Below are 24,144 nucleotides of genomic sequence, written 5' to 3'. Positions count from 1 at the left end.
GATGAACCGGGGGCGCGCGGCCCATGCTGCTCGAAACGCTCGTGATGCTGCTGATGGCGGCGGCGCCCGCAAAGCCGCCCGCCATTGTGGTCGCCCCGGCCTCGCTCTTCTGGCGCACGCCGGCGCCGGCCTATGCTCCCGACAAGCGCGCGGTGGACAACTGGCGCGTCGAAAGCGCCCAATGGCTGGAGATGAGCCCGCTCGCCGCCATGAAGCGCGCGCTGGACGCCGAGGAGCGGGACCCGGCGCGCTGCGTGAAGCTCAATAATTACTGGTGCGTGAAGCGCGCGGGCTGGACCGGCGAGATCGCCGCCGACGCCGACGGCCATGTGGCCTTCGCCTCGGCGGAGGAGGGCGCCGCCGTCGCCGCGCTGCTGCTGCGTCGCTATTACGTCGACTACAAGCGCCATACCGCCCGCGCCATTGTCGAGCGCTGGGCGCCGGCGCAATGCTCGCCGGTGATCGCGCGCCCGACGCCGGGCCTGCCGGCCTCGCGGGAGGGCATGGCGCGGATGATGCCGCAGCGGGTCGTGCCGATGGGCCTCGCGCCGCGCGGGCTTCAGAACACGTTGCGCGCGCGCTGGCTCGCCGCGCATGGCCGGGGCGGCGTCGGCGCGGCGCCGGCGCGCACCCGGATCGCCGAGGCGCCGGACCTCATTCCGGCGCCCTCGATCATGGCGGGCGTCTCCGAGGCGCGGCCACGGCGGGAGAAGATCAGGCCGCCGCCGCGCGAGCCGGACGCGGATATGGTCGCGGGGCTGACCCTTCTGCCGCCGCCATCCTCCATGCCGCCGCTCATGTCGTCGCCCGGATCGTCGCCGCCGGCCGCGCTGGGCGGGGCGATCGACTGTTCGGGCGAACTGGCGCGGATCGCCAATTACGCCGCGTATGTGGCGGAGGGCGTCGCCGCCTCCCCGAATGACGATCTTCTGCTCTTTTCTACGGACGGTCAGCCGACCGGCAATCTCGCGCGGGTGCTGGCCAATATGGCGGCCGTGGAGATCGGCCCCGACCGCCCGCGCATGGCGCTGGTCACCGCGGCGGTGTCACAACTGCGCCGGCTGCTCGAAGACCCGGCCAAAGCCGCAGCCGCCGCGCCGCCGCCCGAGACGGAGTTGGGAGCGCCGGAACCGCCCAGCAAAGATCAATCCAAGCGGGATCAGTTCAAGCAAGACCCGGCCAAGGCTGATTCCGCCGCGGAGGCCGCTCACCAGCCCCAGTGATGGCCACCCTGTCCGCGCGGGCTGAAATGGTCGTGAGCGCCGCCCCAGCGCTGGCCATGTGGCCCGCCGAAACGCCCGTGATTGGCGCCGATCCAGGCGCCGCTGCGGTTGTGCCTGTGAGGGGCGGCGTAATGGTTTTCAGTGCGGCGGTTGTCGACGCCGAAGGAGTCGCGGGCGCTCGCCGGAGCCGCGAAGAGGGCGGCAAAGAGGGTGGCGGCTATGAAGCCAAGTGAAATGTGTTTGAGCATGATCATCCTCCCGGAAACCTGCTGCTACGCCTTTTTGAGCGTCCTGTCATGAGCGCCAGCGTTTGACCCATTCGCCCGCGCGCCCTAGAAGCCTCCCATGTCACACAACAGCTTCGGCCACCTCTTCCGCGTCACCACTTTCGGCGAGAGCCACGGCCTGGCGTTGGGCGCCATCGTCGACGGCTGCCCGCCGGGCCTGGCGCTGACCGAGGCCGATATTCAGGGCTTTCTCGACAAGCGCAAGCCGGGGCAATCGCGCTTCACGACGCAGCGCCGCGAGGCGGACGCTGTGAAAATTCTCTCGGGTGTCTTCACGGACGCCGACGGCCGGCAGGTCACGACTGGCGCGCCGATCGCGCTGATGATCGAGAACACCGACCAGCGCTCGAAGGACTATGGCGAGATCGCCAGCAAATACCGCCCCGGCCACGCGGATTACGTCTACGACGCCAAATATGGCGTCCGCGACTATCGCGGCGGCGGGCGCTCCTCGGCGCGCGAAACGGCGGCGCGGGTGGCGGCCGGCGCCGTGGCGCGCAAGGTCATTCCAGCCGTGACGATCCGTGGCGCGCTGGTGCAGATCGGCCCGCACAGGATCGACCGCGCCCGCTTCGACTGGGCCGAGGTCGACCGCAACCCGCTGTTCTGCCCCGACGCGGAGATGGCGGCGCAATGGGCGGATTATCTCGACGCGGTGCGCAAGAACGGCTCCTCCATCGGCGCCGTCGTGGAGGTCGTGGCGGAAGGCGTTCCGGTGGGCTGGGGCGCGCCGCTCTACGGCAAACTCGACGCCGAACTGGCCGGCGCCATGATGTCCATCAACGCCGTGAAGGGCGTGGAGATCGGCGACGGTTTCGCGGCGGCCGAACTCACCGGCGAGGAAAACGCCGACGAAATGCGCGCCGGGCCCACGTTCCTGTCCAATCACGCGGGCGGAATTCTCGGCGGGCTGGCGACGGGGCAGCCGGTCGTCGTGCGCTTCGCCGTCAAGCCGACATCCTCGATCCTCACGCCCCGGCGCACGATCGACCGCGACGGCAATGAGACCGAAATCGTCACCAAGGGGCGCCACGACCCCTGCGTCGGCATCCGCGCCGTGCCGGTGGGCGAGGCCATGATGGCCTGCGTGCTCGCGGACCACTTCCTGCGGCACAGAGGGCAGATTGGCGGGTAGCGGCGACGCCCCCTCCCTGTCCCTCCCCCGTTTCACCGGAGAGGGGACGCTCGCGATCCGCGTTCCTGATGAAAGCCCGAATCTGCCCCCTCTCCAGCGAAGCGGGGGAGGGTTGGGGAGGGGGGCTCACCCTCCGCGCCTCACCCGCCGCGCCTTCTTAGCCGCCGCCGCGTCTCTCACCGCCTTCCGCGCCCGCGCCGCGCCGCCGCCCACGCTCTTTATCTCCCATCCCGCGACGCTCGCGCATGATCCCGGCCCCGGCTGGCCGGACAGTCCCCAACGTCTGCGCGCGCTCTTCGCCGCCCTCGACGATCCCCGCTTCGCGACGCTCGCCCGTCTGGATGCGCCGCGAGCCGCGTCCGAGGCCCTTCTGCGCGTACACGCCCCCGGGCATCTGGCGCGGCTCCAGTCCGCCGCGCCCACGGACGGCCGCGCGCAGCTCGGCGCGGATGTGGTGATGAGCGCCGGGACATATGAGGCCGCCCTGCGCGCGGCCGGCGGCGCGGTCGCGGCGGTCGACGCGGTGATGCGCAACCAGGCGCGCAACGCCTTTGTCGCGACCCGCCCGCCGGGCCATCACGCGCGCGCCGACGCGCCCATGGGCTTCTGTTTCTTCAACAACGCCGCTGTCGCCGCGCGCTGCGCGCTGGATGCGCATGGGGCGGAGCGTGTGGCCATCGTCGATTTCGACGTGCATCACGGCAATGGCGTGCAGGAGATGTTCTGGAGCGAGGAACGCGTGCTTTATTGCTCCACGCATCAGGCGCCGCATTACCCCGGCACGGGCACCGTCACGGAGACCGGCGCGCATGACACCATCGTTAATGCGCCCCTGCGCAAGGGCGACGGCGGGGAGGCGTTTCGCGCCGCGCTGACATCCCGCATCCTGCCGCGCCTCGACGCCTTCGCGCCAGACATCGTTATTCTCTGCGCGGGCTTCGACGCGCATCTACACGATCCGCTCGGCGGGCTGCGCTTCGTGGCGGACGACTTCCGTGACGTGACCCTGCGCGTCATGGAGATCGCGGCGCGCCGCTGCGGCGGCCGCATCGTGTCGCTGCTCGAGGGCGGCTATGTTCCGGCGGACCTCGCCGCGAGCGCCGCGGCCCATATCGGCGCGCTGATGGAAGGCTGAGCTACCTCTTCGGCGTCACGCCGATCAGCGGCCCCATCGGATGAAAGCGGTCGTGGCGCGAGAGCGACGGCGCATAGATCGCCGAGGCCGTGCCGCCGTCGAGAAACAGCGCGTCCGAACATTTCAGGCGGTCGCGGAACAGCGAGGCGAACTGGAAGAAGGTCACCGGCTGGTTGGAAATGGCGAAATGGGCGACATGGCCCTGCGTGACGCAGACGCCGTTGCGGAATTTCCCGGAGGCGCCGCTCTCGTGAATATGCGGATTGATCCGCCCCCCGATGACCAGCATCGGCCCCGACTGCGTGGCGTCGGCGGGATGCATCCGTGATGTCAGAAAGCGGCCTGTCTCGGTGACGCCCGCCCGCGCGCCATCCACCCAGAACACGCCATTGGGCTTCATGTGGAAATTGCCCTCGCCGGCGGCCGTATTGGCGCCGTGCAACTGCCGGCCGCCCTCCACGTAAAGGCCGACGGGCGCATAGTCCGGCGCATACATGCCGGCGTTCATGGCGAAGGCGAGCGTTTCGCCCCGACGCGCGAGATCGTCCGCCAGCGATGAAAACCCGCCGTAGAGCCCGCCGCCGCCGTCGCGCAGGAAAAGACGGATGACGTTCTGGCGCGCGTCGAAATCGCAGACCGTGTAGGAGGCGCTCCCGGCCTCGATATCGGCGCAGGGCTGCGCGAGAGCGGCCGCGCACCAGAACAGAGCGGAAAGCGGGACGAGCGGCTTCAACATGGTTGCTTCATCGTGCAGTGCTCCCCCTCTCCCCGCCTGCGCGGGGAGAGGGTCGGGGTGAGGGGCAGGCTGTGGGCGGCGCCGTCGCCCGTGCATTGTAACGGAGAGGCTGCGCAAACCCGCCTGCCCCTCACCCTAGCCCTCTCCCCGTTTGGAATCACGCCGCCGCATTTGAAACGCCGCCGCCAGACGGCTAGATATGCAAAAAACGCCGCCCTTCGGCGGCCCGGAGACCCGCTTGCCCCATTCCATCACAGAGGCCATCGAGGCCATTGCGCGCGGCGAGATCATCGTCGTCACCGACGACGACGATCGCGAGAACGAAGGCGATCTTGTCATCGCCGCGTCACTCTGCACGCCCGAAAAAATGGCCTTCATCATCCGCCATTGCTGCGGCATCGTCTGCGCTCCGCTCACGCTGGAGGAAGCGCGCCGGCTGCATCTCGCGCCCATGGTGGCGCAAAACGACGCGCCGCTCGGCACCGCCTTCACCGTCTCGGTGGACGTGCGCCACGGTCTGACTACCGGCATTTCCGCCGAGCAGCGCTGCAACACCGTGCGCGCGCTGGCCAACGGCAATATGGGCGCCGCCGATTTCGTGCGTCCCGGCCATGTCTTTCCGCTGATCGCGCGTGACGGCGGCGTGCTCATGCGTTCCGGTCATACCGAAGCGGCCGTCGATCTCTGCCGCCTCGCGGGCCTGCCGCCGGTCGGCGTGATCTGCGAACTCGCCAACGACGACGGCACGGTGATGGCGGGGCAGCAGGTTGCGGATTTCGCGGCCGCCCACAAGCTGAAGATGATCTCCGTCGCCGACCTGATCGCCTATCGGCAGGCGCGCGAGAAGCTCGTGGAGCGCGTCGCCACCTTCCCCGTGCGCACCGAAATGGGCGAATTCACCGGCCACGCCTATGTCACCCCGTTCGATGATGTGCAGCACTTCGCCTTCGTGCTCGGCGCCATCGGCGACGGCCGCGACGTGCCGGCGCGGCTGCATCGCGCCGATATTGTCTCCGACGTGATGGGCGGCGCGCCGACGATCAAGAAGACGCTCGCCCGCTTCGCCCGCGAGGGGCATGGCGTGCTGGTCTATCTGCGGGACGGGGCCGCCGGCGTGCCGACGAATATCGTCGGCCGGGAGGCGGAGAATGCGGAAGAGACGCGCAAGCGGCAATGGCTCGACGTGGGTCTCGGCGCCCAGATCCTCAAGGATCTCGGCGTGTCGTCGATCCGCCTGCGCTCCTCCTCGGCCAAGCCGCGGGCCTTCGTGGGCCTCTCCGGCTTCGGCATCGAGATTACCGCGGTGGAGCCGATCGAGTAGTCACTTCGCCCTCGGATGGGCGGAGGTCCAGGCGTCGAGCAGGCGCTTCTTGTCGACGGCGGTGTAAATCTGCGTCGTCGACAGCGAAGCGTGGCCAAGCAGCTCCTGAATCGTGCGCAGATCGCCGCCGCGCCCGAGCAAATGGGTGGCGAAGGAGTGCCGCAGCGCATGGGGGGTGGCGCTCTCGGGAAGACCCAGCCCGCCGCGGAGCCGCTGCACGGCAAGTTGCACGATGCGCGGGGACAATGGCCCGCCCTTCGCGCCGACAAAGAGCGGTCCCCCGGACAATTCGTAGGGGCAGCGCGCGAGATAGTCCTCGATCGCCCGCCTCACCGGCTCGATCACGGGGACGGTGCGGGCCTTGCCGCCCTTTCCGATGATGGTCACGCGGTCCCTGCCGCCGACGGGCGCGTCGGCGCGCGGAATCGACAGCGCCTCCGAGATGCGCAGCCCCGCGCCGTACAGCAGCGCCAGAACGGCGGCGTCGCGGGAGAGCACCCAGGGCTCGCGCGCCTCGCCGGCACGCTGATCCGGATCGATCAGGTCGCGCGCGTCGGCGACAGTCAGCGCCTTGGGCAGGCTGTGGGGCTTCCTGGGCGGGCGAACGGCCCCGAACGGGTCTGTCTTCGCTAGCCCCTTTTTTTCGAGGAAACGCAGGAAGTTGCGGATCGCGGCGAGCGCCCGCAGCAGCGAGCGGCTCTCAAGCCCGTCAATCCGCCGCCGGGCCAGAAACGCGCGCAGATCAGCGGGTTGCAGCGCGACGAGCGCGGCGGAGTCGGGCTTTTCGCCCAGGTGGTCGGTCAGAAAGGCGAGGAATGTCGCCACGTCGCGCGCATAGGCGTCGAGGGTGTGGCGGGAGGCGCGCTTTTCGGCCGCGAGCGACTGGAGCCACAGCAGCGCTTCCTGCGCGATCTGAGCAGAGGCGGAAAAGCGGGCGGCGTCCGGGGCGGGCTTCTTGGGGGCCGGGGGCGGGGAGAACTCGCGCATGGGGAGGAGCTTGCGCGCGAAACGTTAAAATCAGCCATGCCTGGCCGCGCCCGGCCTCCCCGTGGGGGAAGCCGGCGGTCGACGGTCATGGGGAACTCGCCCTCCCTTGCAGGGGGAGGGCGGCCCCGCCGCTGCTTACGCGCCGGCCTGAATTTCGGCCTTGGCCTTGGCCAGCATCTCGTCCATGGTGCGGCGAATCTGGTGTTCGGACTGCTCGACGCCGGCGGCCTCGAAATCCTTTTTCAGCGTGGCGACGACGCGCTCGTCGGCGTCGGCGGCGACTTCCGCCACGACAAGGGCTTCGGCGTAGGCCTGGGCGTCAGCGCCCGTCTTGCCGAGTTTTTCAGCCGCCCACAGTCCGACGAGCTTGTTACGGCGGGCCTCCGCCTTGAACCGCAGCTCGGCGTCGTGGACGTAGCGTTTCTCGAACGAGTCCTCGCGTTGGTCGAAAGTGCTCATGTCCATCCTCAGCCGGTTTGATTTTCTTTTCAGGAAACTGCGGGCCATCCGCTGCGCGCCGCATCTCGCGCGCCGCACGCATATAGGCGAAATTCGCGTCCGGCGCCAATGCCAAGCCGCGAGGCTGCGACATTCCCACGCGGGTCTGGCGCGAGGCTCTCGCGGGCCGAAAGACCGCGTTGTGCGGACATTCGGTTTCAGATAAGGTGGCCCGGTCGTTCCCCGCGAGGGTGAGCGCTGGCTTGTCACTGGCCCTCAAAGACGTTAGGACCGCGCGTCGTTGCGGTCGGTCACCCTTGACCCGCTCCTGGACGACTCCCGGACGCGGGGCCATATTCGGAGGAGCCGCGGCCGACCCCATGGACTTTCTCAAGCCCCGGTTGATCCCTATGAACCGCCGTCGCCGCATCTACGAAGGCAAGGCCAAGGTCCTCTACGAGGGCCCGGAGCCTGGCACGTTGATTCAGCATTTCAAGGACGACGCCACCGCCTTCAACGCCAAGAAACACGAGGTGATTGACGGCAAGGGCGTGCTGAATAACCGCATCTCGGAATACATCTTCCAGCATCTCAACAACATCGGGGTGCCGACGCATTTCATCCGCCGGCTGAACATGCGCGAGCAGCTCATCCGCGAGGTTGAGATCATCCCGCTGGAGGTGGTGGTCCGCAACGTCGCCGCCGGTTCGCTGGCCAAGCGCCTCGGGCTCGAGGAAGGCACGCAACTGCCGCGCTCGATCATCGAATTCTACTACAAGAACGACGCGCTCGACGATCCGATGGTCTCCGAGGAGCACATCACCGCCTTCGGCTGGGCCACGCCCCAGGAGATCGACGACGTCATGGCGCTCGCCATCCGCGTCAACGACTTCCTTTCGGGCCTGTTTCTGGGCGTCGGCATCCGCCTCGTCGACTTCAAGATGGAGTGCGGGCGTCTGTGGGAAGGCGACATGATGCGAATCGTCGTCGCCGACGAAATATCCCCGGACAGTTGCCGCCTGTGGGACATCAAGTCCAACGACAAGCTGGACAAGGACCGCTTCCGCCGTGACCTCGGCGGGCTGGTGGAGGCCTATACGGAGGTCGCCCGCCGGCTCGGCATCATGCAGGAAGGCGAGACCGTCCGGGTCGGCGCGCCCAAGCTGGTGCAGTAAGGAGACGGCCGGAAAAAGGAGGCCGGAGGGTTCTCATGGGCGTCCCTTTTCTTGATCCTCGACCGATGAACGCGGAGGACTTCTTCGCGTTCACCGCCACGCGTCCAGATGACGAGAAGTGGGAGCTGATCGAGGGTGAGCCGGTCTTGAACGCTTCCGCGACTTTTCTTCACCAGATCATTGCGCGAAATCTGATTGTCCTTCTGGACCGGGCGGCTTTCGCCGCCGGCGAGGCTTGGGCGGCGATTCCTGGCGTCGGCATCCGGATTTCGGCGATCAGCGCCCCTGTGCCGGATGTGCTCATCCGTCCGAACGATGGTCTGAACGGCGCCGAATGCGACGACGCGCTTGTAGCTTTCGAGATTCTTTCGCCCTCAACGGCCAATCGTGACCTGCGCTGGAAACGCAAGGCGTACGCCAGCCTGCCGAGCCTCTCGCAATATGTCGTCGTGGCGCAGGATGCGGTCGAGGTCGTGTCCTATGACCGCAAGTCGGATTTCGCCGAGCGGCGGTTCGAATCGGCGGAGGCGGACCTCGACCTCCCGATCATCGGCGCGCGGCTGACGCTGCGGGACATCTACCGCGGCACGGGCCTTCTGTAGGGGGCTGGCGACGGGCGGCCGGTCTTTGGCGGTCGCATCGCTGGCGGCTCCTTCTCCTCTCTCACATCTTCGGGGTGGAAGGAGGGTCGATCATGACCGCACAGACCACTGTTCCCCCCTCAGCCAAATGGCTCGTTCCGCCGGCCGCCCGGTGGCTCGGTTTCGCCGGCGCCGTTCCCTTCGTCGCCGGGGCGCTGGCGTCGCTTCCGGTCGCCGGAACGCTGCGGCCCCTGGGCCTGCCGCTGCTGCTCGACTACGGGGCGATTATCCTGTCCTTCATGGGCGGCGTGCATTGGGGCGCGGCCATGATGCGCGACGACGCCGAAGTCGGCCCGCTCGGCCGCAGTGTGGCCGCCTCTCTCCTCGCCCTGCCGGCGGCGCTGATCGGCGGCGCGTTCGGGCTCGTCATGCTCGCGGCGGGCTTCGTCGGCCTGCTGTTCTACGACGAGCAGGAGACGCGCATGGGCCGGCTCCCGAGCTGGTATCCCCATCTGCGGCGGCCCCTGACGGCGATCGTGACGGCGTCCCTGCTCGGCGGGGCGGCGGCGCAGTTCTGGTAAACGGCGCTTGCCCTTTGCGTCCGGCGCCGCTAACCGTGTCGCAATTCCACGCGAGAGCTCAGGCCCCATGAAAGCACGTGTCGTCGTCACCCTGAAGAACGGCGTCCTCGATCCGCAAGGCAAGGCGATCGAGGGCGCGCTGAAGTCGCTCGGCGTCGAGGGCGTCGAGAGCGTCCGGCAGGGGAAGGTCTTCGACGTCGAAGTGGCCGGCGCGGACCCCGCCGCCGCGAAGGCGCAGCTCACGGCCGCCTGCGAGAAGCTGCTCGCCAATACGGTCATCGAAAACTACAAGATCGACATCTGAGGCTCGCCCATGAAAGCCGCCGTCATCGTCTTTCCCGGCTCCAATCGCGAAGGCGACATGGCGCGCGCGCTCGAGCAGGCCACGGGGCAAAAGCCCGCCATGCTCTGGCACGCCGATCATGACCTGCCCGCCGGCACGGACCTCGTGGTTCTTCCGGGCGGCTTTTCCTACGGCGATTATCTGCGCTGCGGCGCCATCGCCGGCCGCGCCGCCATCATGGACGCGGTGCGCGCCCACGCCGCGCGCGGCGGCCTGGTGCTCGGCGTCTGCAACGGCTTCCAGATTCTCTGCGAGAGCGGGTTGCTCCCCGGCGTGCTGATGCGCAACGCCAATCTGCGCTTCGTCTGCAAGATGCAGCATTTGCGCGTGGAGCGGAACGACACCGTCTTCACCCGCCACTATGGCAAGGGGCAGGCCATCGAGGTCTGCATCGCGCACGGCGAAGGCAATTACGAAGCCGACGACGCCACCATCGAACGGATCGAAGGCGAGGGGCTTGTCGCCTTCCGCTATTGCGACGCGGCCGGCGTGGTCGGCGGCGCCAGCAATCCGAACGGCTCGCGCAACGACATTGCCGGGATTTATTCGGAAAAGCGCAATGTGCTGGGCTTGATGCCGCACCCCGAAAATCTCATCGATCCGCTGGTGGGCGGGATCGACGGCCGCGCGCTGTTCGAGAGTCTCGCCAGCGCGGCGTGAGTCGCCTGCACGCACAGTTCCGCGTGGGGTAGTCCCACTTACAATACCCCCCCCCAATCTTTTCCTGCGAGCGGGGCGAAAACGCTTCGCTTCTTCAATCCAAGTCATGCAGGAATTTATTGAACCTGGAATTGCCCATGTGGCTCGCGAGCAGATCGACATATGCTTGCAGGATGATTTTTTCGGCTTCGTGTTTCGTGTCGACGCTTTTCAGCAGATCTGGAGCCTGCCGGGCGATTTCTTCAAAGCAGATCCTGTTTTCCTCATCGGACCGGGGAAGTTGCTGGGCCGCTCTGGCGACGGCTTTCAGGACATCGAGAAAAGAAGCCGCCTGCTGTTGGACGTATTTGACGCACCATCCTTCGACTTCCGGCATCGTCAGCTCCTTTCTGGACGCCAGCGCTTGCGCGAATGTCTGCGCATGATCCCGGTCGAAAGAAATTTTCGGGAGCGTAACGGAGAGGCTTTGTATGTACGCCAGCGCGACTTGAGACCCTTCGTCCTGTGGATAAAGCGCGGAAAGGGGGAAACGAGGATGGCTGCCTGAAGCGATGGCGCTGATCGTTCGCTTGGCAAAGTTCGCCACGCCCTTCTCGTGGAAGAGATTGGTCGCCGCGTTATGGACGGGCTGAGACGGGACGCTGTGCCGGCCGTGATGCTGTGGTTGCACAAATACGTGTTGAGATGGTCCGCTGTTATTCGGTTGGCACAATGGCTGTGGGGCGCGCCCGTATGGATCGTCCGCAGGAATCCCATATTGGTAATAGGTGTTGCTGGTTTGTGGCGCTTGCGGATCGTCGAATGGCGTCACGTTCGCTCCGCCCTGTGGAGCCACATTACGGCTCCTCAATGGACGGGCCAATTGCTGGTCAATTTGACGCCCATATTCCTGCGCCTGCTGCGATTGCCCTTGCGACGGGTGATTGGGTGGAAGCCTTCCCCCTTGTCGCCACTGGACTCGCGCGCTCCTGTCCGGGTCGAGTCCGGCGTTGTTCTGCGACCCGTGATCTTGCTGCTGCGTGGAATGAATAGTGTTGGAAGAAGGGTCCCAATACATCCGCGCCTCCCATGTTCTTGAAACAACATTAGCGCGACGGCCTGAGCGCACAACCAATCAGGAGTAGCGCACGGCCGCTCCCGCCAGGTCGCATGTCTGCCGAGCAACCTTCATTGCGCGTCATGACGCGCTTTCGGCCCCAAGCCCGATCCGCGCTCGTGGATGCGGCCAGCGGCCTCAGCTTGCTCCAACGCGACCGGCGGCGGCCGAAAGGCGCAGCCCCTCCGCCGATGAGCCATTGGTCTCGACGATCGACCGCTGGACGACGGCGGTCGATGGCTCCCCCATGACAGCCGCCGTCAACGTCTTTCCCGGCTCCCCGCCGCTATCTGTCCAACAAGCCTGCCGGCGCTCATTGCATGGCGGTTTCAAATTTTGCCCAGAAGGCTTGCGCCTTCGCGTCTCCCTGCAATTGCGCCAGTTCCGGGTCCTTCATCAGAGTTTCCATGACTCCGGCGCTTCTGGTCGCAGCTTCCCTCAACAAGTTCTGACTCCAATCACTCATATGCCCCACGCGATCTCCGGGGGCGTCCTCCCGAAATGATCGTTGTATTTCAGTTTCCAGTCGCTGCTGCTCCATCGCGGAAAGCCGCACCTGCGGAAGGTCGGCGCCGGGTTTCCCCAGAAATGCCTCAAGGGATGACTTGAGCCCGGAGGGATACAAGGCAGAAAGGCTTATGGTCTTGCCGCTGGGTATGAAAGCAAGCGTGTTGCGGCATTCCTGCGAGAAGGACTCAAGGCTCTTTTGCGCCCTCTCCCGTCCCTCCTTTTCGGCGAGCCTTGCCGCCTTCTCCATCTCCGTCGCCCGGATCGTCGCCCGCGAGAGGGTCTTCTCGAAAGCTGCGTTCTCTGGCGCAGCATTACTGCTTTCCGAGTATATATTACCGCAATCGGTCAGATAGCCGTTGAAGAGTGAGTTGAGCTCGTCTGAATTGCTGAGTATTTCCTTTGGCAAAGCGCTCATCCTGTTCAGAAAGGTCCCCATGAATCGGCTCGTCTCCTTCGCGCCTGCGACGAGCTGCACCTCCACTCTCTCTTGAATCCCGGCCCCGTCACGTTGCCGCGTCGCGTCTCGGATGCATGCGAAGATCGCATTCTTTCGTGCGGGCGAAAGGAAGATGGGGGGAGGTTGGAGCCCTACCTTCGCCAGGGCGTCGCATACGGCGTCGCCGTACAGCCCTTTGAGGTCGCCGGTGCGCCCCGAGGCGCGCTGCCTCACGAAATTATCGTCGATGGTGACCATTTGCTGAGAAACCGGCAGATACCGACCAATTCGAGCGAGCTCCTGCATGATCACTGTCTTGGCGGAGAGTTGGCCGCTGATAATCTGAGGGAAGCGAAGCATTGACTGGGTGAGAATTTGGTTCTTCAGCCCAGGATCCCAGGCATCCGCGCCAGCGAATTTCATCTCGATCATGAGCGTTTCGGTCGCGACGGCGGCCTGGCAGGCGTTGAACCGGAGGAGTCTGTGGGTCTCGCTTCGAAGGAATTTCTCGTCGGAGGCTTTCTCTGGCTGAGCGGAGACCGACTCGGCCAATTGGCCGCCAATATTCGTGTCGCACATCGGAACGCAAGGCGCGCCCAGGAAGCTCCTTAAGCTCTCCAGCATGGATGACGGATAGAGAGAGAGCATAAAATTGACGTCCTGAAGAGCTCCTTGTGCGAATTGCATGCCAGATGTAACCGCGTTGTTGATCACGTAAGGCGGCACATAGGAACGGGCGCGAGCATTGAAGGGCGTGCCTGGCTGATTACGGTTTTGGGTTTGCGCGGTTGAATTGTTGTTCGCGCTCTCCGGCGTCACGGTGCGGCCGCTCAACGGACGCCCTTGCTCCTGATCGAGCCGCCTCCCATATCGCTGGGCCTGCTGCGATTGCCCTTGCGCCGGCGGATGAGGTGGAAGCGCGCCGCCTTGTTGCCACTGGACGCGCACGCCCGTGTTCGGGTTGAGTCCGGCGTTGTTCTGCGGCCCCTGACCTTGCGGCGGCGTGGAAGGAACAGTGTTGGATCTGGAAGGATCCCAATACATTCGCGCCTCCTCATGTTCTTGAAAGAACATTAGCGCGACGGCTTGAGCGCACAACCAATCAGAGGTAGCGCGGTGGCGACTCCCGCTGGAGCGCATTTCTACGGAGGAACCGGCCGCAACGACACATGCGCACCCCGAAGCCCCATCCGCGCTCACGTGCGCGGATGGGGCCGATAATCACGTCCCTTCAGCTCGCGAGGCTCTTCGCCAGCTCGTCCGTATGCGCGTGCATGCGGCGGGCCATCTGGTCGATCTCGCGCGCCATGGCGACCATGGCTTCCACGCCGGCGCCGGTCTGGGCCATGGCGTTCGCCACCTGATCGGCGTGGCTGGACATGGCGCCCGCGCTCGTCGCCGCCGAGCGCACGCTGCGGGCGATCTCCTTGGTGGCGGCGTCCTGCTCGTGCACAGCCTGGGTGATGATCGCCGAAATATGCTCGACCTCGGCGATCTTGGACCGGATCCGCTCCATCGACGTCACCGACTGGTCGGTCGCCGCCTGAATCTCGGCGATCTGGTCGGCGATGTCCTGCGTCGCCTTGCCGGTCTGGGTGGCGAGGCTCTTCACCTCCTGCGCCACGACCGCGAAACCGCGGCCCGCCTCGCCGGCGCGGGCGGCCTCGATCGTGGCGTTCAGCGCCAGAAGATTCGTCTGGGCCGCGATGCGGGAAATGAGATTGACCACGTCGCCGACGCGATTGGCGGCCGCCGACAGGCGCAGCATCTCCGCCGATGAGCCGTTGGTCTCGACCACCGCCTGCCGGACGACGGCGGTGGATTCGACCGCCTGCCGGCTGATTTCGCCAATGGCGTCGAGCAGCAGTTCGGACGCGGTCGCAACGGCGCCAACGTCGGCGGCGGCCTGGGTCGAGGCCGTGCGGGCAAAATCGCTGTCGGCGCGGGCGCGGCGCTCGTGAACGATCATTTCCTCCGAGGAGAGCGCCATGCGCCGCGTCATGTCGCCGAGTTTGGCGGTGGTGGCGGAGAGTTCGGTGGAATAATGCGCCACCTTCTCCCGGATGGCGGCTTCGCGCCGCAACCGGGCCTCGCGATCATCGCGCGCCTTGATCTCCTCCGCCATCTCATTGTTGGCCCGCACGGCGTCGCGCAGCACCACCAGCGCGCGGGAGATGTCGCCGATCTCGTCGGCGCGATCGGTCTCGTGAACCTCGATCTGGGTGTCGCCGGCGGCCAAGTCGGTCATTTGCTGGGCGATGGCGCGGATCGGGGTCGCGAGGGTTCGATGCATGGTCGGCACGGACACGCCGGCGATCAGCGCCGCCGCGAAGACCGTGCCAAAGAGGAGGTGGAACGACATCGCCGCCGCCGCCTCATGGGCGTCCCTGGCGAGCGCCGCCATATGGGCGTGGTCCACCGCCGCCGCCGCCGCGGCGGTGAGGTCGCGCACGCTCACCGTTTCGAAATAGGCCGCCGCCCCCATGATCAGGGTCAGCGCGAGAAAGAGGGATTGGCGGAAGACGAGGCCGGCGCCGATGGATAGATTGGGCATATGTCCGCTTGTCCTGCTATTGGATTGTCGACAAGCTAAATACGAGTCTTTCAGGTTCGGTTAACGCTGAAGCCCTAGCTAGCGCGAAGGAGGCGCAATGCTCGAAATCGCGGTGCAGATGGACCCTCTGGAGCGGATCAATTTCGCCGGGGACTCGACCTTCGCCCTCATGCTGGAGGCCAGGCGGCGCGGGCATCGGCTCTGGTTCTACACGCCCGACCAGCTCGCGCTGGAGGGAAACCGGCTGACGGCGCGGGCCCGTCACATCGACGTTTTCGACGATCCGTCGCGCTATTATGCGCTCGGCGAGGCGACCGAGCTCGATCTCGCGCGCATGGATGTGGTGTTGCTGCGCCAGGACCCGCCCTTTGATCTCGCCTATATCACCTCCACCCATTTCCTGGAGCGGCTGCAGTCTCGCGTCCTGGTCGTCAACGATCCCGGCCATGTCCGCAACGCCCCCGAAAAAGTGTTCGTGATGGAGTTCGACGACCTCATGCCGCCGACGCTGATCACCCGCGACCGCGCGGCGATCGAGCGCTTCCGGGCGGCGCATGGCGACATCGTCATGAAGCCGCTCTACGGCCATGGCGGCGCGGCGGTCTTCAAGGTGACGCCCCGCGATCCCAATTTCGGCTCGCTCTTCGACATGTTCCATACGAGTTTTCGCGAGCCCTGGGTTGTCCAGCAGTTCCTGCCCGAGGTGGTGAAGGGCGACAAGCGCATCATCCTCATCGACGGCGAGGCCATGGGCGCCATCAACCGCGTCCCGGCGCAGGACGACATCCGCTCCAACATGGTGCGCGGCGGCGCGGCGGCGACGACCGAGCTCGACGCGCGCGAGCAGGAGATTTGCGCGCGTCTGGGGCCGGAGCTGAAAAAGCGCGGGCTGATCTTCGTCGGCATCGACGTGATCGACGGCCGCTTGACGGAGATCAATGTGACGTCGCCGACGGGGCTGCGCGCGCTCAAGCGCATCGGCGGGCCGGACCTCGCGGTTCCGCTCTTCGACGCCATCGAGACCCGGCTCGAGACGCTGCGCGCGGCAGGATGAGAGAAATGAGCGAGACGGTTTGCGCAACGATCTTCGACAGCCTCGATCCGGCGGGGGGCTTCGCGGGATTGCGGGAGGCGCTCGCCGCCCCGGTCGCGGAGGTCTGCAAGGCGGAAAAGGGGCACGCGCGCCGCACGGCGGCGGTCGAACTCTTCCGTTCAGCGCTGGCGGAGGGACGTGAGCGCGCCCGCGCCGGCCTCGAGGCGCGCGGCGCGGGCCTCGCCTGCGCGCGGCTGATCTCGCAGCTTCAGGACGAGCTGATCGGCGCCATCTATGATTATGTCGTCAATTTCGTCTATCCGGCGGACAATCCGACCTTCGCGGAGCGCCTGACCATCGTCGCCGTCGGCGGCTATGGGCGCGGCATGCTCGCGCCGGGCTCCGACATCGACCTGCTCTTCCTTCTGCCCTACAAGCAGACGCCCTGGGGCGAGAGCGTGGTCGAGGCCATTCTCTATATTCTCTGGGATCTGCGCCAGAAGGTCGGTCACGCGACGCGGTCCGTCGCCGAATGCATGAAGCAGTCGCGCGCCGACATGACGATCCGCACGACGCTGCTGGAGGCGCGTTTCCTGCTCGGCAGCGCGGAACTCTTCAACGAATTGCAGGATGCGTTCGACCGCGAGGTGGCGCGTTCGGACGCGAGCGAATTCGTCGCCGCGAAACTCGCCGAGCGCGACGCGCGCGTGCGCCGCGCCGGCGCCTCGCGCTATCTGGTCGAGCCCAATGTCAAGGAAGGGAAGGGCGGGCTGCGCGATCTCAATACGCTCTTCTGGATTTCCAAATATGTCTATCGCGTGCGCGACCCCAAGGAGCTGGTGGCGGCGGGGCTCTTCACGTCGGCGGAACTCTCCCTTTTCGAGCGCTGCGAGGAATTTCTCTGGCGCGTGCGCTGCCACCTCCATTTCGCCACGGGCCGCGCGGAGGAGCGCGTTTCCTTCGACGTTCAGCCGATGATGGCGACGCGGCTCGGCTATCACGATCGCGCCGGTCTCTCGCGCGTCGAGCGCTTCATGAAACATTACTTCCTCGTCGCCAAGGAAGTCGGCGATCTCACCGCGATCGTCTGCGCGGCGCTCGAGGAGCGGCAGGCGAAGCCTCGCGCGATCTTCGATCGCTTCCTTCAGCCGTTCCGGCGGCGGCGCAGCAAGGGTCCGCAGGGCGACTTCATCATCGCCCATGACCGCATCAGCGTGACGGACGCGAGCGTCTTCCAGCGCGACCCGGTCAACATCATCCGCCTGTTCTGGATGGCGGATCATCATGGCCTGCCGCTGCATCCCGACGCGCTGCGCGCCGTGACGCTGTCCCTGCGCGAAATCGACTATGAACTGCGTCACGACAAGGAGGCGAACCGCCTCTTCCTGGAAATCCTCCTGTCACGCAACATGACGGAGATCATTCTGCGCCGCATGAACGAAACGGGCGTGCTCGGCCGCTTCGTTCCGGATTTCGGTCGCATCGTCGCGATGATGCAATTCAACATGTATCATCATTATACGGTGGACGAGCATCTGCTGCGCGCGGTTGGCGGGCTCTCCGATCTCGAAGCGGGCCGCCTGCTGGAGCATCAGCAGCTCGTGGGCGAAATCCTGCCGACGATCGTCAATCGCAAGGTGCTCTACCTCGGGCTCTTCCTTCACGACATCGCCAAGGGACGCAAGGACGATCACTCCATCGCGGGCATGGATGTGGCGCGCCAGCTCTGTCCGCGACTCGGCTTCACGCCGGGCGAGACGGAGACGGTCGCCTGGCTGGTCGAGCATCATCTCACCATGTCCACATTCGCGCAGAGCCGCGATCTGTCGGATCGCGTCACGATCGAGAGCTTCGCCGCCATCGTGCAGACGATCGAGCGGCTGAAGATGCTCTTCGTGCTCACGGTCTGCGACATCAACGCCGTCGGCCCCGGCGTGCTCGACGCCTGGAAATCGCAGCTCCTGCGCGTGCTCTACTGGGAGACGGAAGTCGTGCTCGGGGGCGGCCACTCCTCCGTGGACCGCAAGAGCCGCGTCGCGGCCGCCATTGCGGACCTGCGGGCGGCGCTGCCGGACTGGAGCGAGGAGCAGTTCGACGCCTATGCGCGGCGCCATTACCCGGCCTACTGGCTCAAGGTCGATGTCGACCGCAAGGTGCGACACGCGCATATGCTCGAAAAGCTGACCGGCGCCGAGACGCCGCTGGCGACGGCCGTCGAACTCGACCGAACGCGCGGGGCCGTGGAATTGACCGTGATCGCGCCGGACCATCGTCGCCTGCTCTCCATCATCGCGGGCGGCTGCGCGGCAAGCGGCGCCAATATCGTCGACGCGCATATCTTCACCACCGTGGACGGCCTCGCCCTCGACACGATCTTCTTCTCCCGCGCCTTCGATTTCGACGAGGACGAGTTGCGCCGCGCCCGCCGCATCGCCGATTTCATCGCCAAGGCGCTGCGCGGCGAGGTCATCGTCTCGGACGCCGTGAAGGCCCGCGCCAGGCAAACACCGGCGAACGCCGCCTTTTCGGTCGCGCCGGAGGTCGTGGTCGATAACAGCCTCTCGAATGTCTATACGGTCATCGAGGTCTCGGGCCTCGACAGGGAGGGGCTGCTGTTCGACCTCACCAACGCCATGTCGAAACTCAATCTGAATATTGCCTCCGCCCATATCGTCACCTTCGGCGAGCGGGCGGTCGACACGTTCTACGTGACCGATCTGACCGGGGCAAAAATCCTGTCGCAACAACGCTCTACGGCGATCAAGCGGCAGCTTCTCGAGGTTCTGGACCCGGCGCCGGACAAGCGGACCGCCCGAACGGCCACGCTTGCCGCGACTTGATTTTGACGTCCCCAGCGCTGATATCGAGGCTTTTAGAGTGACCGAAAGCGGACCAAAAGCATGAGCGACCAGAGCAACGCCGACAACAACGCCCAGACCACGCCCGGCGCGGAGGCGACTGCGGCGCATGCGTCCTCCCTGGCGCAGCCCTCGGCGGAATCGAGCGCCAACGAGCCCGAGCCCTTCACCGAACTGGAGAATCTCTACGCCGAAGTCGCGGCCCTGAAGGACAGGCTTCTGCGCGCCATGGCGGAGTCCGAGAACACGCGCCGCCGCGCCGAGAAGGAGGTCGCGGACGCGCGCGTCTATGGCGTCACGAATTTCGCCCGCGAGATGCTGCCCTTCGCGGATAATCTGCGGCGCGCGGCCGAGAGCGTTCCCGCCGAGGCGCGGGCCACGCTCGACCCGGTCGCGACGGCGCTGCTGGAAGGGCTCGAGGTCACGGAGCGCGATTTCATGTCCCGTCTCGGGCGCTTCGGCGTGAAGCCGATCGAGGCGCTGGGCGCGAAATTCGACCCGAACCTGCACGAAGCCCTGTACGAGATTCCCGACGAGTCGAAACCCGCCGGCACGGTCGCGCAGGTCATGGAGCAGGGCTACACGATCGGCGAGCGCGTGCTGCGTCCGGCGAAGGTCGGCGTGACACGCGGCGGCCCGAAGGCCTGAGCGCCCGATGGACGGGGCGGCGAATCTCCAGATCAGGCCGCCCGCCCCGGGCCTCGTGGCCGCCGTGGTCTATTGCCGGGGCGTCAAGGTCGCCGACATCGACATTGACGCGGCCGGGGAGTGGGCCAAACGGCCGGACCATGTCGTCTGGATCGGATTGTTCGAACCCGACGGCGCCCTGCTCGAGCGGGTGCGGCGCCAGTTCGCCCTGCATCCGCTCGCCATCGAAGACGCGGCCAAGGCGCATCAGTTCCCCAAGCTCGAGGAGTTCGACGACAGCCTGTTCATCGTCGCGCGCACCGCGCAGATAGAGAACGGGCTGCTCGCCTTCGGCGAAACGCATCTTTTCGTTGGGCCGGGCTATGTGGTGAGCGTGCGCCACGGCGCCTCCCGCACCTATCTGGACGTGCGCGAGCGCGCTGAAGCGCGGGCGCAGCGGCTGTCCGAGGGCGAGGACTTCATCGTCTACGCCATCCTCGATTTCATCGTCGACAATTACGCGCCCGTGCTCGACAACATGGCGGAACAGGTCGACGACATCGAGGATCACGTGCTCGCGACGACGATGGGGCAGGAGGAGATCGAGCAACTCTACAGGCTGCGGCGCGATCTGCTCCGGCTGCGCAATGTCGTCGTGCCGCTCGAGGATGTCTGCCGGCGGCTGGAGCGCACCGACATTGTCTTCATCGATCCCGGCATGCGGCCGCATTTCCGCGACGTGCGCGACCATCTGCGGCGCGCCGAGGAGCGCATCGACACGCTGCGCGAGACGCTCGCCTTCGCATTCGAGGCGAGCCTGATGAATGCGCAAATGCAGCAGACCAACATCTCGCGCCGTCTCGCCGCCTGGGCCGCCATCCTCGCCGTGCCGACGGCGATCGCGGGCGTTTACGGCATGAATTTCGAGAACATGCCGGAACTCAAATGGCAATACGGCTACTACATGGTTCTTGCGGCCACATGCGCCGTCTGCGTGTTTCTTTACTGGCGCTTCCGCAAGGCCGGGTGGCTTTGAGCCGCCTTCACCCCAGGCGCGGCCCGTATCTGTCATCTTCGTGACAGAGGGCGCCGCGCTCCTCGGCTAGGCTTCTTTCGAGAAAAGCTGGAGAAGCCGGACCATGTCCTATGTGAACAACAACAACGCGCCGCCCTCCGTCGGCGCGACGCCGCCCGTCGACGAGACGGATGCAAAGCAGAAAGCGTCTCCACGGGAGGGCGCGGAAAGCCAACGAAACGAGATTGTCAGCGACCTCGTCCAGGGCAGCGCCAACAATGCGGAATTTGCGCAGTCGGTGAGCGCCGAGACGCCGGCGCGCCTTGAAGACAGGATCGTCTCACCCTCTCCCTCACCCTCTCCCTCACCCTCGACGTCAGGGTCAACAGGACCGGAGGTGAAGAGGCAGGTGCTTGGGTCCCATGAGCGAACAGAGATCGAGAAGCAAGCTCTTCGAAAGGAAGTCAAGAAGGACGCGCGATACTACGCGCTTTCGGAAGCCAACGACAATGCCCCAAACTACATCCCCTGGCTGTGTGAGATTTATCAGGAAATTGCCGCCGCAACCAATAATCCTGTTGGTAGCGTGGGTGTCTTCGTCACCTATGAAGATATCGCGCAGATCGAGGAAAAAATAGACGCCATGATCGATGATTTCGAGGCGCGTGGCGAGATGGTCAACGATCTTGCGATCATCCAAGCGGCCGGGAATATCGTGCGCGAGTCGATAAGGGAAGCAGCAAGAAAGATGCCCGAGCGGGACAAAATGACGGAAATTCTGCAGATATTCAACGATTATGAAAGTGTCCATGACCGCGGAAGCGCCGCGGCGGCGTTATACCTGGACATTGCGCCAAGACTATTGGCCGATGAGCCTGTGACTCGGGACTATGTCGTCAGCCTGGTTGAAAGCCTGACGGGCGAGAAAAGCCGGGAGGAGTTTGCCGCCACCGAAAAACACAACAATTCACCTGGGGACATGTAAGTCGGCGTGAGCGTGGGACGGCCGGTCGCTTACAGATCGCGTTTCGCCGCCGACCTGTCGCCGCCCTCCACCAGCGTCAGCCCCTGCATTTTCAGCTCGGCCCAGTTTCTGAGATCGCGCGCGGTGAAATTCTTCATGAAGGGATTGCCGGTCACGATCTTCTCGCGCGTGACGCCGGGGCGGCTGTCGACATTGGCGATGACATCCGCCGCATTGGCGTTTTCCGGGGCGGTGAGGATCGCGACGGCGCCGCCGGGGCCGGCGAAATGCGCGAGGTAGATCGCGCCGGGCGTCACCGGCAGGCCCTTGCGGGCAAGGATGGATGTGTTCTCCTCCACATAGCGGGTCGTCAGGAAACGCGACAGCTCCGGGTCCTTTCGCAGATCGAGGATTTCCTTCTCATTGCGGCTGCTGGCGATCTCCGGGCGGTGCCGGCGCATGAGATCGAGCCATGTCGCCTCCACGAATTGTCCAAGCCCCAGCGCGGATGAATACTGGTTTCGAGCCGCCGCATTGCCCGAGGACTCGGCGCCGATGATGAGATCGACCAGCGCGCCCGTCGACGCGTCGGCGCGTTGCCGGAGGTCGGAAAGGCGTAGCGCGCCGATCTGTGAGTGGAGGAGGAAGCCGAGCGCCAGCGCCGCGATCAATCCGAAAGGCGACAGCCAGGACGCCCTCGCCGGCGCCCGGCGCGAGGCGACGACCGGGGTGAGCGGCTCGCCGAGAAGCGGCGCGGCGAGGCTGGACGACACGGGCGCGGCGCTTGCGGGCGGCGCTTCCGGCTTCGGCGTCTCCGCAGTCTTCGGCGCCGCGAGCGTGTCTTGCGCCTTCGGCGCCAGCGAAGCCTCCTGCGGCTTTGGCGCCGGCGGCGTCTCCGGCTGCTTCAACGCCAGCGGCCCGTCTTGCAGCTTCAGCGCCGAGAGGATTTGCAGAATGTCTTTCTCGTCCGAGCCAAGGCTGATGCGGATTTCAACCGTCGGCTTTTCGGGCTTGGGTTCCGGCGCCGTCTCGGCCGCCGCCGTGGCGGGGTCCGTGGCCGGCGCCTCCGCCGGCGCAGGCGAGCCGCTGGCGCCGTCGGGCGCGTCGAGGGGGAGTTGAACAGCCGCCTCGGTCATGGACATCTCTCCTCGCATGCGCTCCGCCTGAGTCGGGACGGTTGACGTCAGTAGTACGCAACGCAGATACGGTTGCCGTAATCGTCCCATCCCCATTCCGCGCAGGCGGGCGGCGGCGGTGGGGGCGGCGGGGGCGCCGTGGCGGCGCCGATGGCCGCGCCGCTCGCGGCGCCGATCGCGGCTCCGGCCAGCGTTCCCGTCGTCGAGCCGCCCGACACGGCCGCGCCGATCCCGGCGCCGCCAAGGCCGCCGATGGCGCCGCCGCCGATCGCGCGCTCGGTGGGCGAATAGCATCCCGCAAGGGCCGCGGCCGACATGAGGACAGGAACCGCAAGGAGCGCGCGCCTCATGATAAACTCCCAGGAACACGTGAGCAGAAAACGACTTGAGAAGGCTAGGCGCGGGATCATGAATGAATTCTTAATCCCGCCTGCGACTCTCGCCCCGAGTTCCGATTTCGCGCGGCGCCTTAGTGCAATTTTAATAAAATCGGTTTGAGCCTTACGAATTCCTGAATGGCAAAAAAAGGCCGCGGCGCATGTCGAGTGAACTGAATGGAGCAATCATGACGCTTGGCTCCGGCGTGGCGGCCTTGCAGGCGGCGGGCGTTCCGAGGGTTGTCGTCGCGGCGGATGACGCTTCATCGCATGCGCGCGCCGCGAGGGACGGCGCGAGCGACGCCGACGAGGCTCCGTCGTCGTCCGGGCGTCGCCTCACGCTCAAGGCGATGCGGCTTCTCTGCGCGGGCGTGGCCTATTTCTGTGCGGGCCTGGCCGGATGGTCGCTCTACGAATTGGCGCCGGCTTACATCAGCGCGCTGTCCCTGCCGCCGGCCGCGCCGCCGGCTCAGAAGGCGTCCGAAGCCGCGCAACTGTTGCAGGCGACGCAGAAGATCGCGGCCCAGCTCCAGGCGCTTCAGACGCGCGTGGATGCGCTCGGCGCGGCGCCGCGCCGGGAGGAGAAGGACGCGCCCACTGCTCCGAATGTCGAAGAGCTGAACAGGCGCATCGACGCCGCGAAAAACGAGACGGCGACCGAGATCCGGCAATTGTCGAGCAATGTCGAGCAGCTTCAGCGCGAGATGAACGCCCGCCTCGCGGAGATTGGCGCGGCCTCGCGTCAGGCCGAACGCGCCGCCTCCGAGGCGGCGGCGGCCGTCGCGCCCCCGCGTCTCGCCACGACCGTGCGCGTCGAGGAAGGCTACAGGCCGGGTCACAGGCGTCACGGCGACGCTTTCGATCCGACGCTGCATCCCAACGCGCCGGGCGCCCCGCGCCCGCTGCGCGCCCGTCTCGGCTCCGTTCCCTAGCGGC

Annotated in this window: 24 protein-coding genes; 15 read left to right on the top strand and 9 right to left on the bottom strand. The window is 66.2% G+C overall.

All coding sequences use genetic code 11. The features are described from left to right. Window positions 1–23: 23 nt before the first annotated feature. Complete coding sequence (locus ACR652_RS22660; RefSeq protein WP_434508740.1) at window positions 24–1,223, top strand: hypothetical protein; 1,200 nt, start codon at window positions 24–26, stop codon at window positions 1,221–1,223. Here ACR652_RS22660 and ACR652_RS22655 read toward each other — a convergent pair. After that, window positions 1,208–1,471, bottom strand: coding sequence for a hypothetical protein (locus tag ACR652_RS22655; RefSeq protein ID WP_434508739.1), 264 nt, complete (start codon window positions 1,469–1,471; stop codon window positions 1,208–1,210). The genes ACR652_RS22660 and ACR652_RS22655 overlap by 16 nt on opposite strands. Before the next feature lie 97 nt (window positions 1,472–1,568). Between ACR652_RS22655 and aroC the strand changes: the two genes are divergently transcribed. Continuing rightward, entirely contained in the window at window positions 1,569–2,645 is a 1,077-nt protein-coding gene (gene aroC, locus ACR652_RS22650; protein ID WP_434508738.1) for a chorismate synthase, read from the top strand. 112 nt (window positions 2,646–2,757) lie between these two features. Next, entirely contained in the window at window positions 2,758–3,780 is a 1,023-nt protein-coding gene (locus ACR652_RS22645) for a histone deacetylase family protein (RefSeq protein WP_434508737.1), read from the top strand. A gap of 1 nt (window position 3,781) precedes the next feature. Here the strand turns inward: ACR652_RS22645 and ACR652_RS22640 are convergent, their stop codons facing one another. Further along, a complete protein-coding gene (locus tag ACR652_RS22640; protein ID WP_434508736.1) occupies window positions 3,782–4,516 on the bottom strand; it encodes a phosphodiester glycosidase family protein in 735 nt (244 codons plus the stop codon). Window positions 4,517–4,754: 238 nt separating this feature from the next. Between ACR652_RS22640 and ribB the strand changes: the two genes are divergently transcribed. After that, entirely contained in the window at window positions 4,755–5,837 is a 1,083-nt protein-coding gene (ribB, locus tag ACR652_RS22635; protein WP_434508735.1) for a 3,4-dihydroxy-2-butanone-4-phosphate synthase, read from the top strand. On the opposite strand, the gene ACR652_RS22630 is transcribed toward ribB, so the two are convergent. Continuing rightward, window positions 5,838–6,824, bottom strand: a complete 987-nt coding sequence (locus tag ACR652_RS22630; protein ID WP_434508734.1) for a tyrosine recombinase XerC — start codon at window positions 6,822–6,824, stop codon at window positions 5,838–5,840. A 135-nt stretch (window positions 6,825–6,959) separates the two neighbouring features. After that, complete coding sequence (locus tag ACR652_RS22625) at window positions 6,960–7,283, bottom strand: DUF1476 domain-containing protein (RefSeq protein WP_434508733.1); 324 nt, start codon at window positions 7,281–7,283, stop codon at window positions 6,960–6,962. A gap of 359 nt (window positions 7,284–7,642) precedes the next feature. Here ACR652_RS22625 and purC point away from each other — a divergent pair, with 359 nt between their 5' ends. The 5 genes from purC to purQ all read left to right on the top strand — a co-directional run bounded on the left by purC (window position 7,643) and on the right by purQ (window position 10,602). Continuing rightward, window positions 7,643–8,437 (top strand): phosphoribosylaminoimidazolesuccinocarboxamide synthase, encoded by a 795-nt coding sequence (purC, locus tag ACR652_RS22620; RefSeq protein ID WP_434508732.1) that lies wholly within the window; start codon window positions 7,643–7,645, stop codon window positions 8,435–8,437. Between the two features lie 35 nt (window positions 8,438–8,472). Beyond that, window positions 8,473–9,039 (top strand): Uma2 family endonuclease, encoded by a 567-nt coding sequence (locus ACR652_RS22615; protein WP_434508731.1) that lies wholly within the window; start codon window positions 8,473–8,475, stop codon window positions 9,037–9,039. 92 nt (window positions 9,040–9,131) lie between these two features. After that, window positions 9,132–9,599 (top strand): DUF3429 domain-containing protein, encoded by a 468-nt coding sequence (locus tag ACR652_RS22610; protein ID WP_434508730.1) that lies wholly within the window; start codon window positions 9,132–9,134, stop codon window positions 9,597–9,599. Window positions 9,600–9,666: 67 nt separating this feature from the next. Further along, window positions 9,667–9,903, top strand: coding sequence for a phosphoribosylformylglycinamidine synthase subunit PurS (gene purS, locus ACR652_RS22605; protein WP_434508729.1), 237 nt, complete (start codon window positions 9,667–9,669; stop codon window positions 9,901–9,903). A 9-nt stretch (window positions 9,904–9,912) separates the two neighbouring features. Further along, on the top strand, window positions 9,913–10,602 hold the full coding sequence (gene purQ / locus ACR652_RS22600; protein WP_434508728.1) for a phosphoribosylformylglycinamidine synthase subunit PurQ: 690 nt from the start codon (window positions 9,913–9,915) through the stop codon (window positions 10,600–10,602). 94 nt (window positions 10,603–10,696) lie between these two features. Here purQ and ACR652_RS22595 read toward each other — a convergent pair whose 3' ends face one another. The 3 genes from ACR652_RS22595 to ACR652_RS22585 all read right to left on the bottom strand — a co-directional run bounded on the left by ACR652_RS22595 (window position 10,697) and on the right by ACR652_RS22585 (window position 15,198). Next, window positions 10,697–11,659 carry a hypothetical protein gene (locus tag ACR652_RS22595; RefSeq protein ID WP_434508727.1) on the bottom strand — a complete coding sequence of 321 codons (963 nt, stop codon included), beginning with the start codon at window positions 11,657–11,659 and terminating at the stop codon, window positions 10,697–10,699. Between the two features lie 352 nt (window positions 11,660–12,011). Next, window positions 12,012–13,688, bottom strand: coding sequence for a hypothetical protein (locus tag ACR652_RS22590; protein WP_434508726.1), 1,677 nt, complete (start codon window positions 13,686–13,688; stop codon window positions 12,012–12,014). Window positions 13,689–13,875: 187 nt separating this feature from the next. Further along, the gene (locus tag ACR652_RS22585; RefSeq protein WP_434508725.1) at window positions 13,876–15,198 is read right to left on the bottom strand and encodes a methyl-accepting chemotaxis protein; all 1,323 of its coding nucleotides are present in this window, start codon (window positions 15,196–15,198) and stop codon (window positions 13,876–13,878) included. Window positions 15,199–15,295: 97 nt separating this feature from the next. Between ACR652_RS22585 and gshB the strand changes: the two genes are divergently transcribed. From gshB to ACR652_RS22560, 5 genes are all read left to right on the top strand, one after another. After that, entirely contained in the window at window positions 15,296–16,252 is a 957-nt protein-coding gene (gshB, locus tag ACR652_RS22580; protein WP_434508724.1) for a glutathione synthase, read from the top strand. Between the two features lie 5 nt (window positions 16,253–16,257). After that, window positions 16,258–19,071 (top strand): [protein-PII] uridylyltransferase, encoded by a 2,814-nt coding sequence (locus ACR652_RS22575; protein ID WP_434508723.1) that lies wholly within the window; start codon window positions 16,258–16,260, stop codon window positions 19,069–19,071. 60 nt (window positions 19,072–19,131) lie between these two features. Continuing rightward, window positions 19,132–19,737 (top strand): nucleotide exchange factor GrpE, encoded by a 606-nt coding sequence (gene grpE, locus ACR652_RS22570; RefSeq protein WP_434508722.1) that lies wholly within the window; start codon window positions 19,132–19,134, stop codon window positions 19,735–19,737. Window positions 19,738–19,744: 7 nt separating this feature from the next. Then, window positions 19,745–20,752, top strand: a complete 1,008-nt coding sequence (corA, locus tag ACR652_RS22565; RefSeq protein WP_434508721.1) for a magnesium/cobalt transporter CorA — start codon at window positions 19,745–19,747, stop codon at window positions 20,750–20,752. Window positions 20,753–20,855: 103 nt separating this feature from the next. Next, window positions 20,856–21,716 (top strand): hypothetical protein, encoded by an 861-nt coding sequence (locus ACR652_RS22560; protein ID WP_434508720.1) that lies wholly within the window; start codon window positions 20,856–20,858, stop codon window positions 21,714–21,716. Window positions 21,717–21,745: 29 nt separating this feature from the next. Here the strand turns inward: ACR652_RS22560 and ACR652_RS22555 are convergent, their stop codons facing one another. Further along, window positions 21,746–22,831 carry a hypothetical protein gene (locus tag ACR652_RS22555; RefSeq protein ID WP_434508719.1) on the bottom strand — a complete coding sequence of 362 codons (1,086 nt, stop codon included), beginning with the start codon at window positions 22,829–22,831 and terminating at the stop codon, window positions 21,746–21,748. Between the two features lie 47 nt (window positions 22,832–22,878). Next, on the bottom strand, window positions 22,879–23,181 hold the full coding sequence (locus tag ACR652_RS22550; protein WP_434508718.1) for a hypothetical protein: 303 nt from the start codon (window positions 23,179–23,181) through the stop codon (window positions 22,879–22,881). Between the two features lie 215 nt (window positions 23,182–23,396). On the opposite strand from ACR652_RS22550, the gene ACR652_RS22545 reads away from it, so the two are divergent. Then, the gene (locus tag ACR652_RS22545; protein WP_434508717.1) at window positions 23,397–24,140 is read left to right on the top strand and encodes a hypothetical protein; all 744 of its coding nucleotides are present in this window, start codon (window positions 23,397–23,399) and stop codon (window positions 24,138–24,140) included. Window positions 24,141–24,144: the final 4 nt, after the last annotated feature.

Source organism: Methylocystis sp., assembly GCF_051061225.1.
Lineage (GTDB): Bacteria > Pseudomonadota > Alphaproteobacteria > Rhizobiales > Beijerinckiaceae > Methylocystis.
The sequence above is the reverse complement of the archived record's forward strand: the minus strand, read 5'-3'. Positions and strand labels throughout refer to the sequence as shown.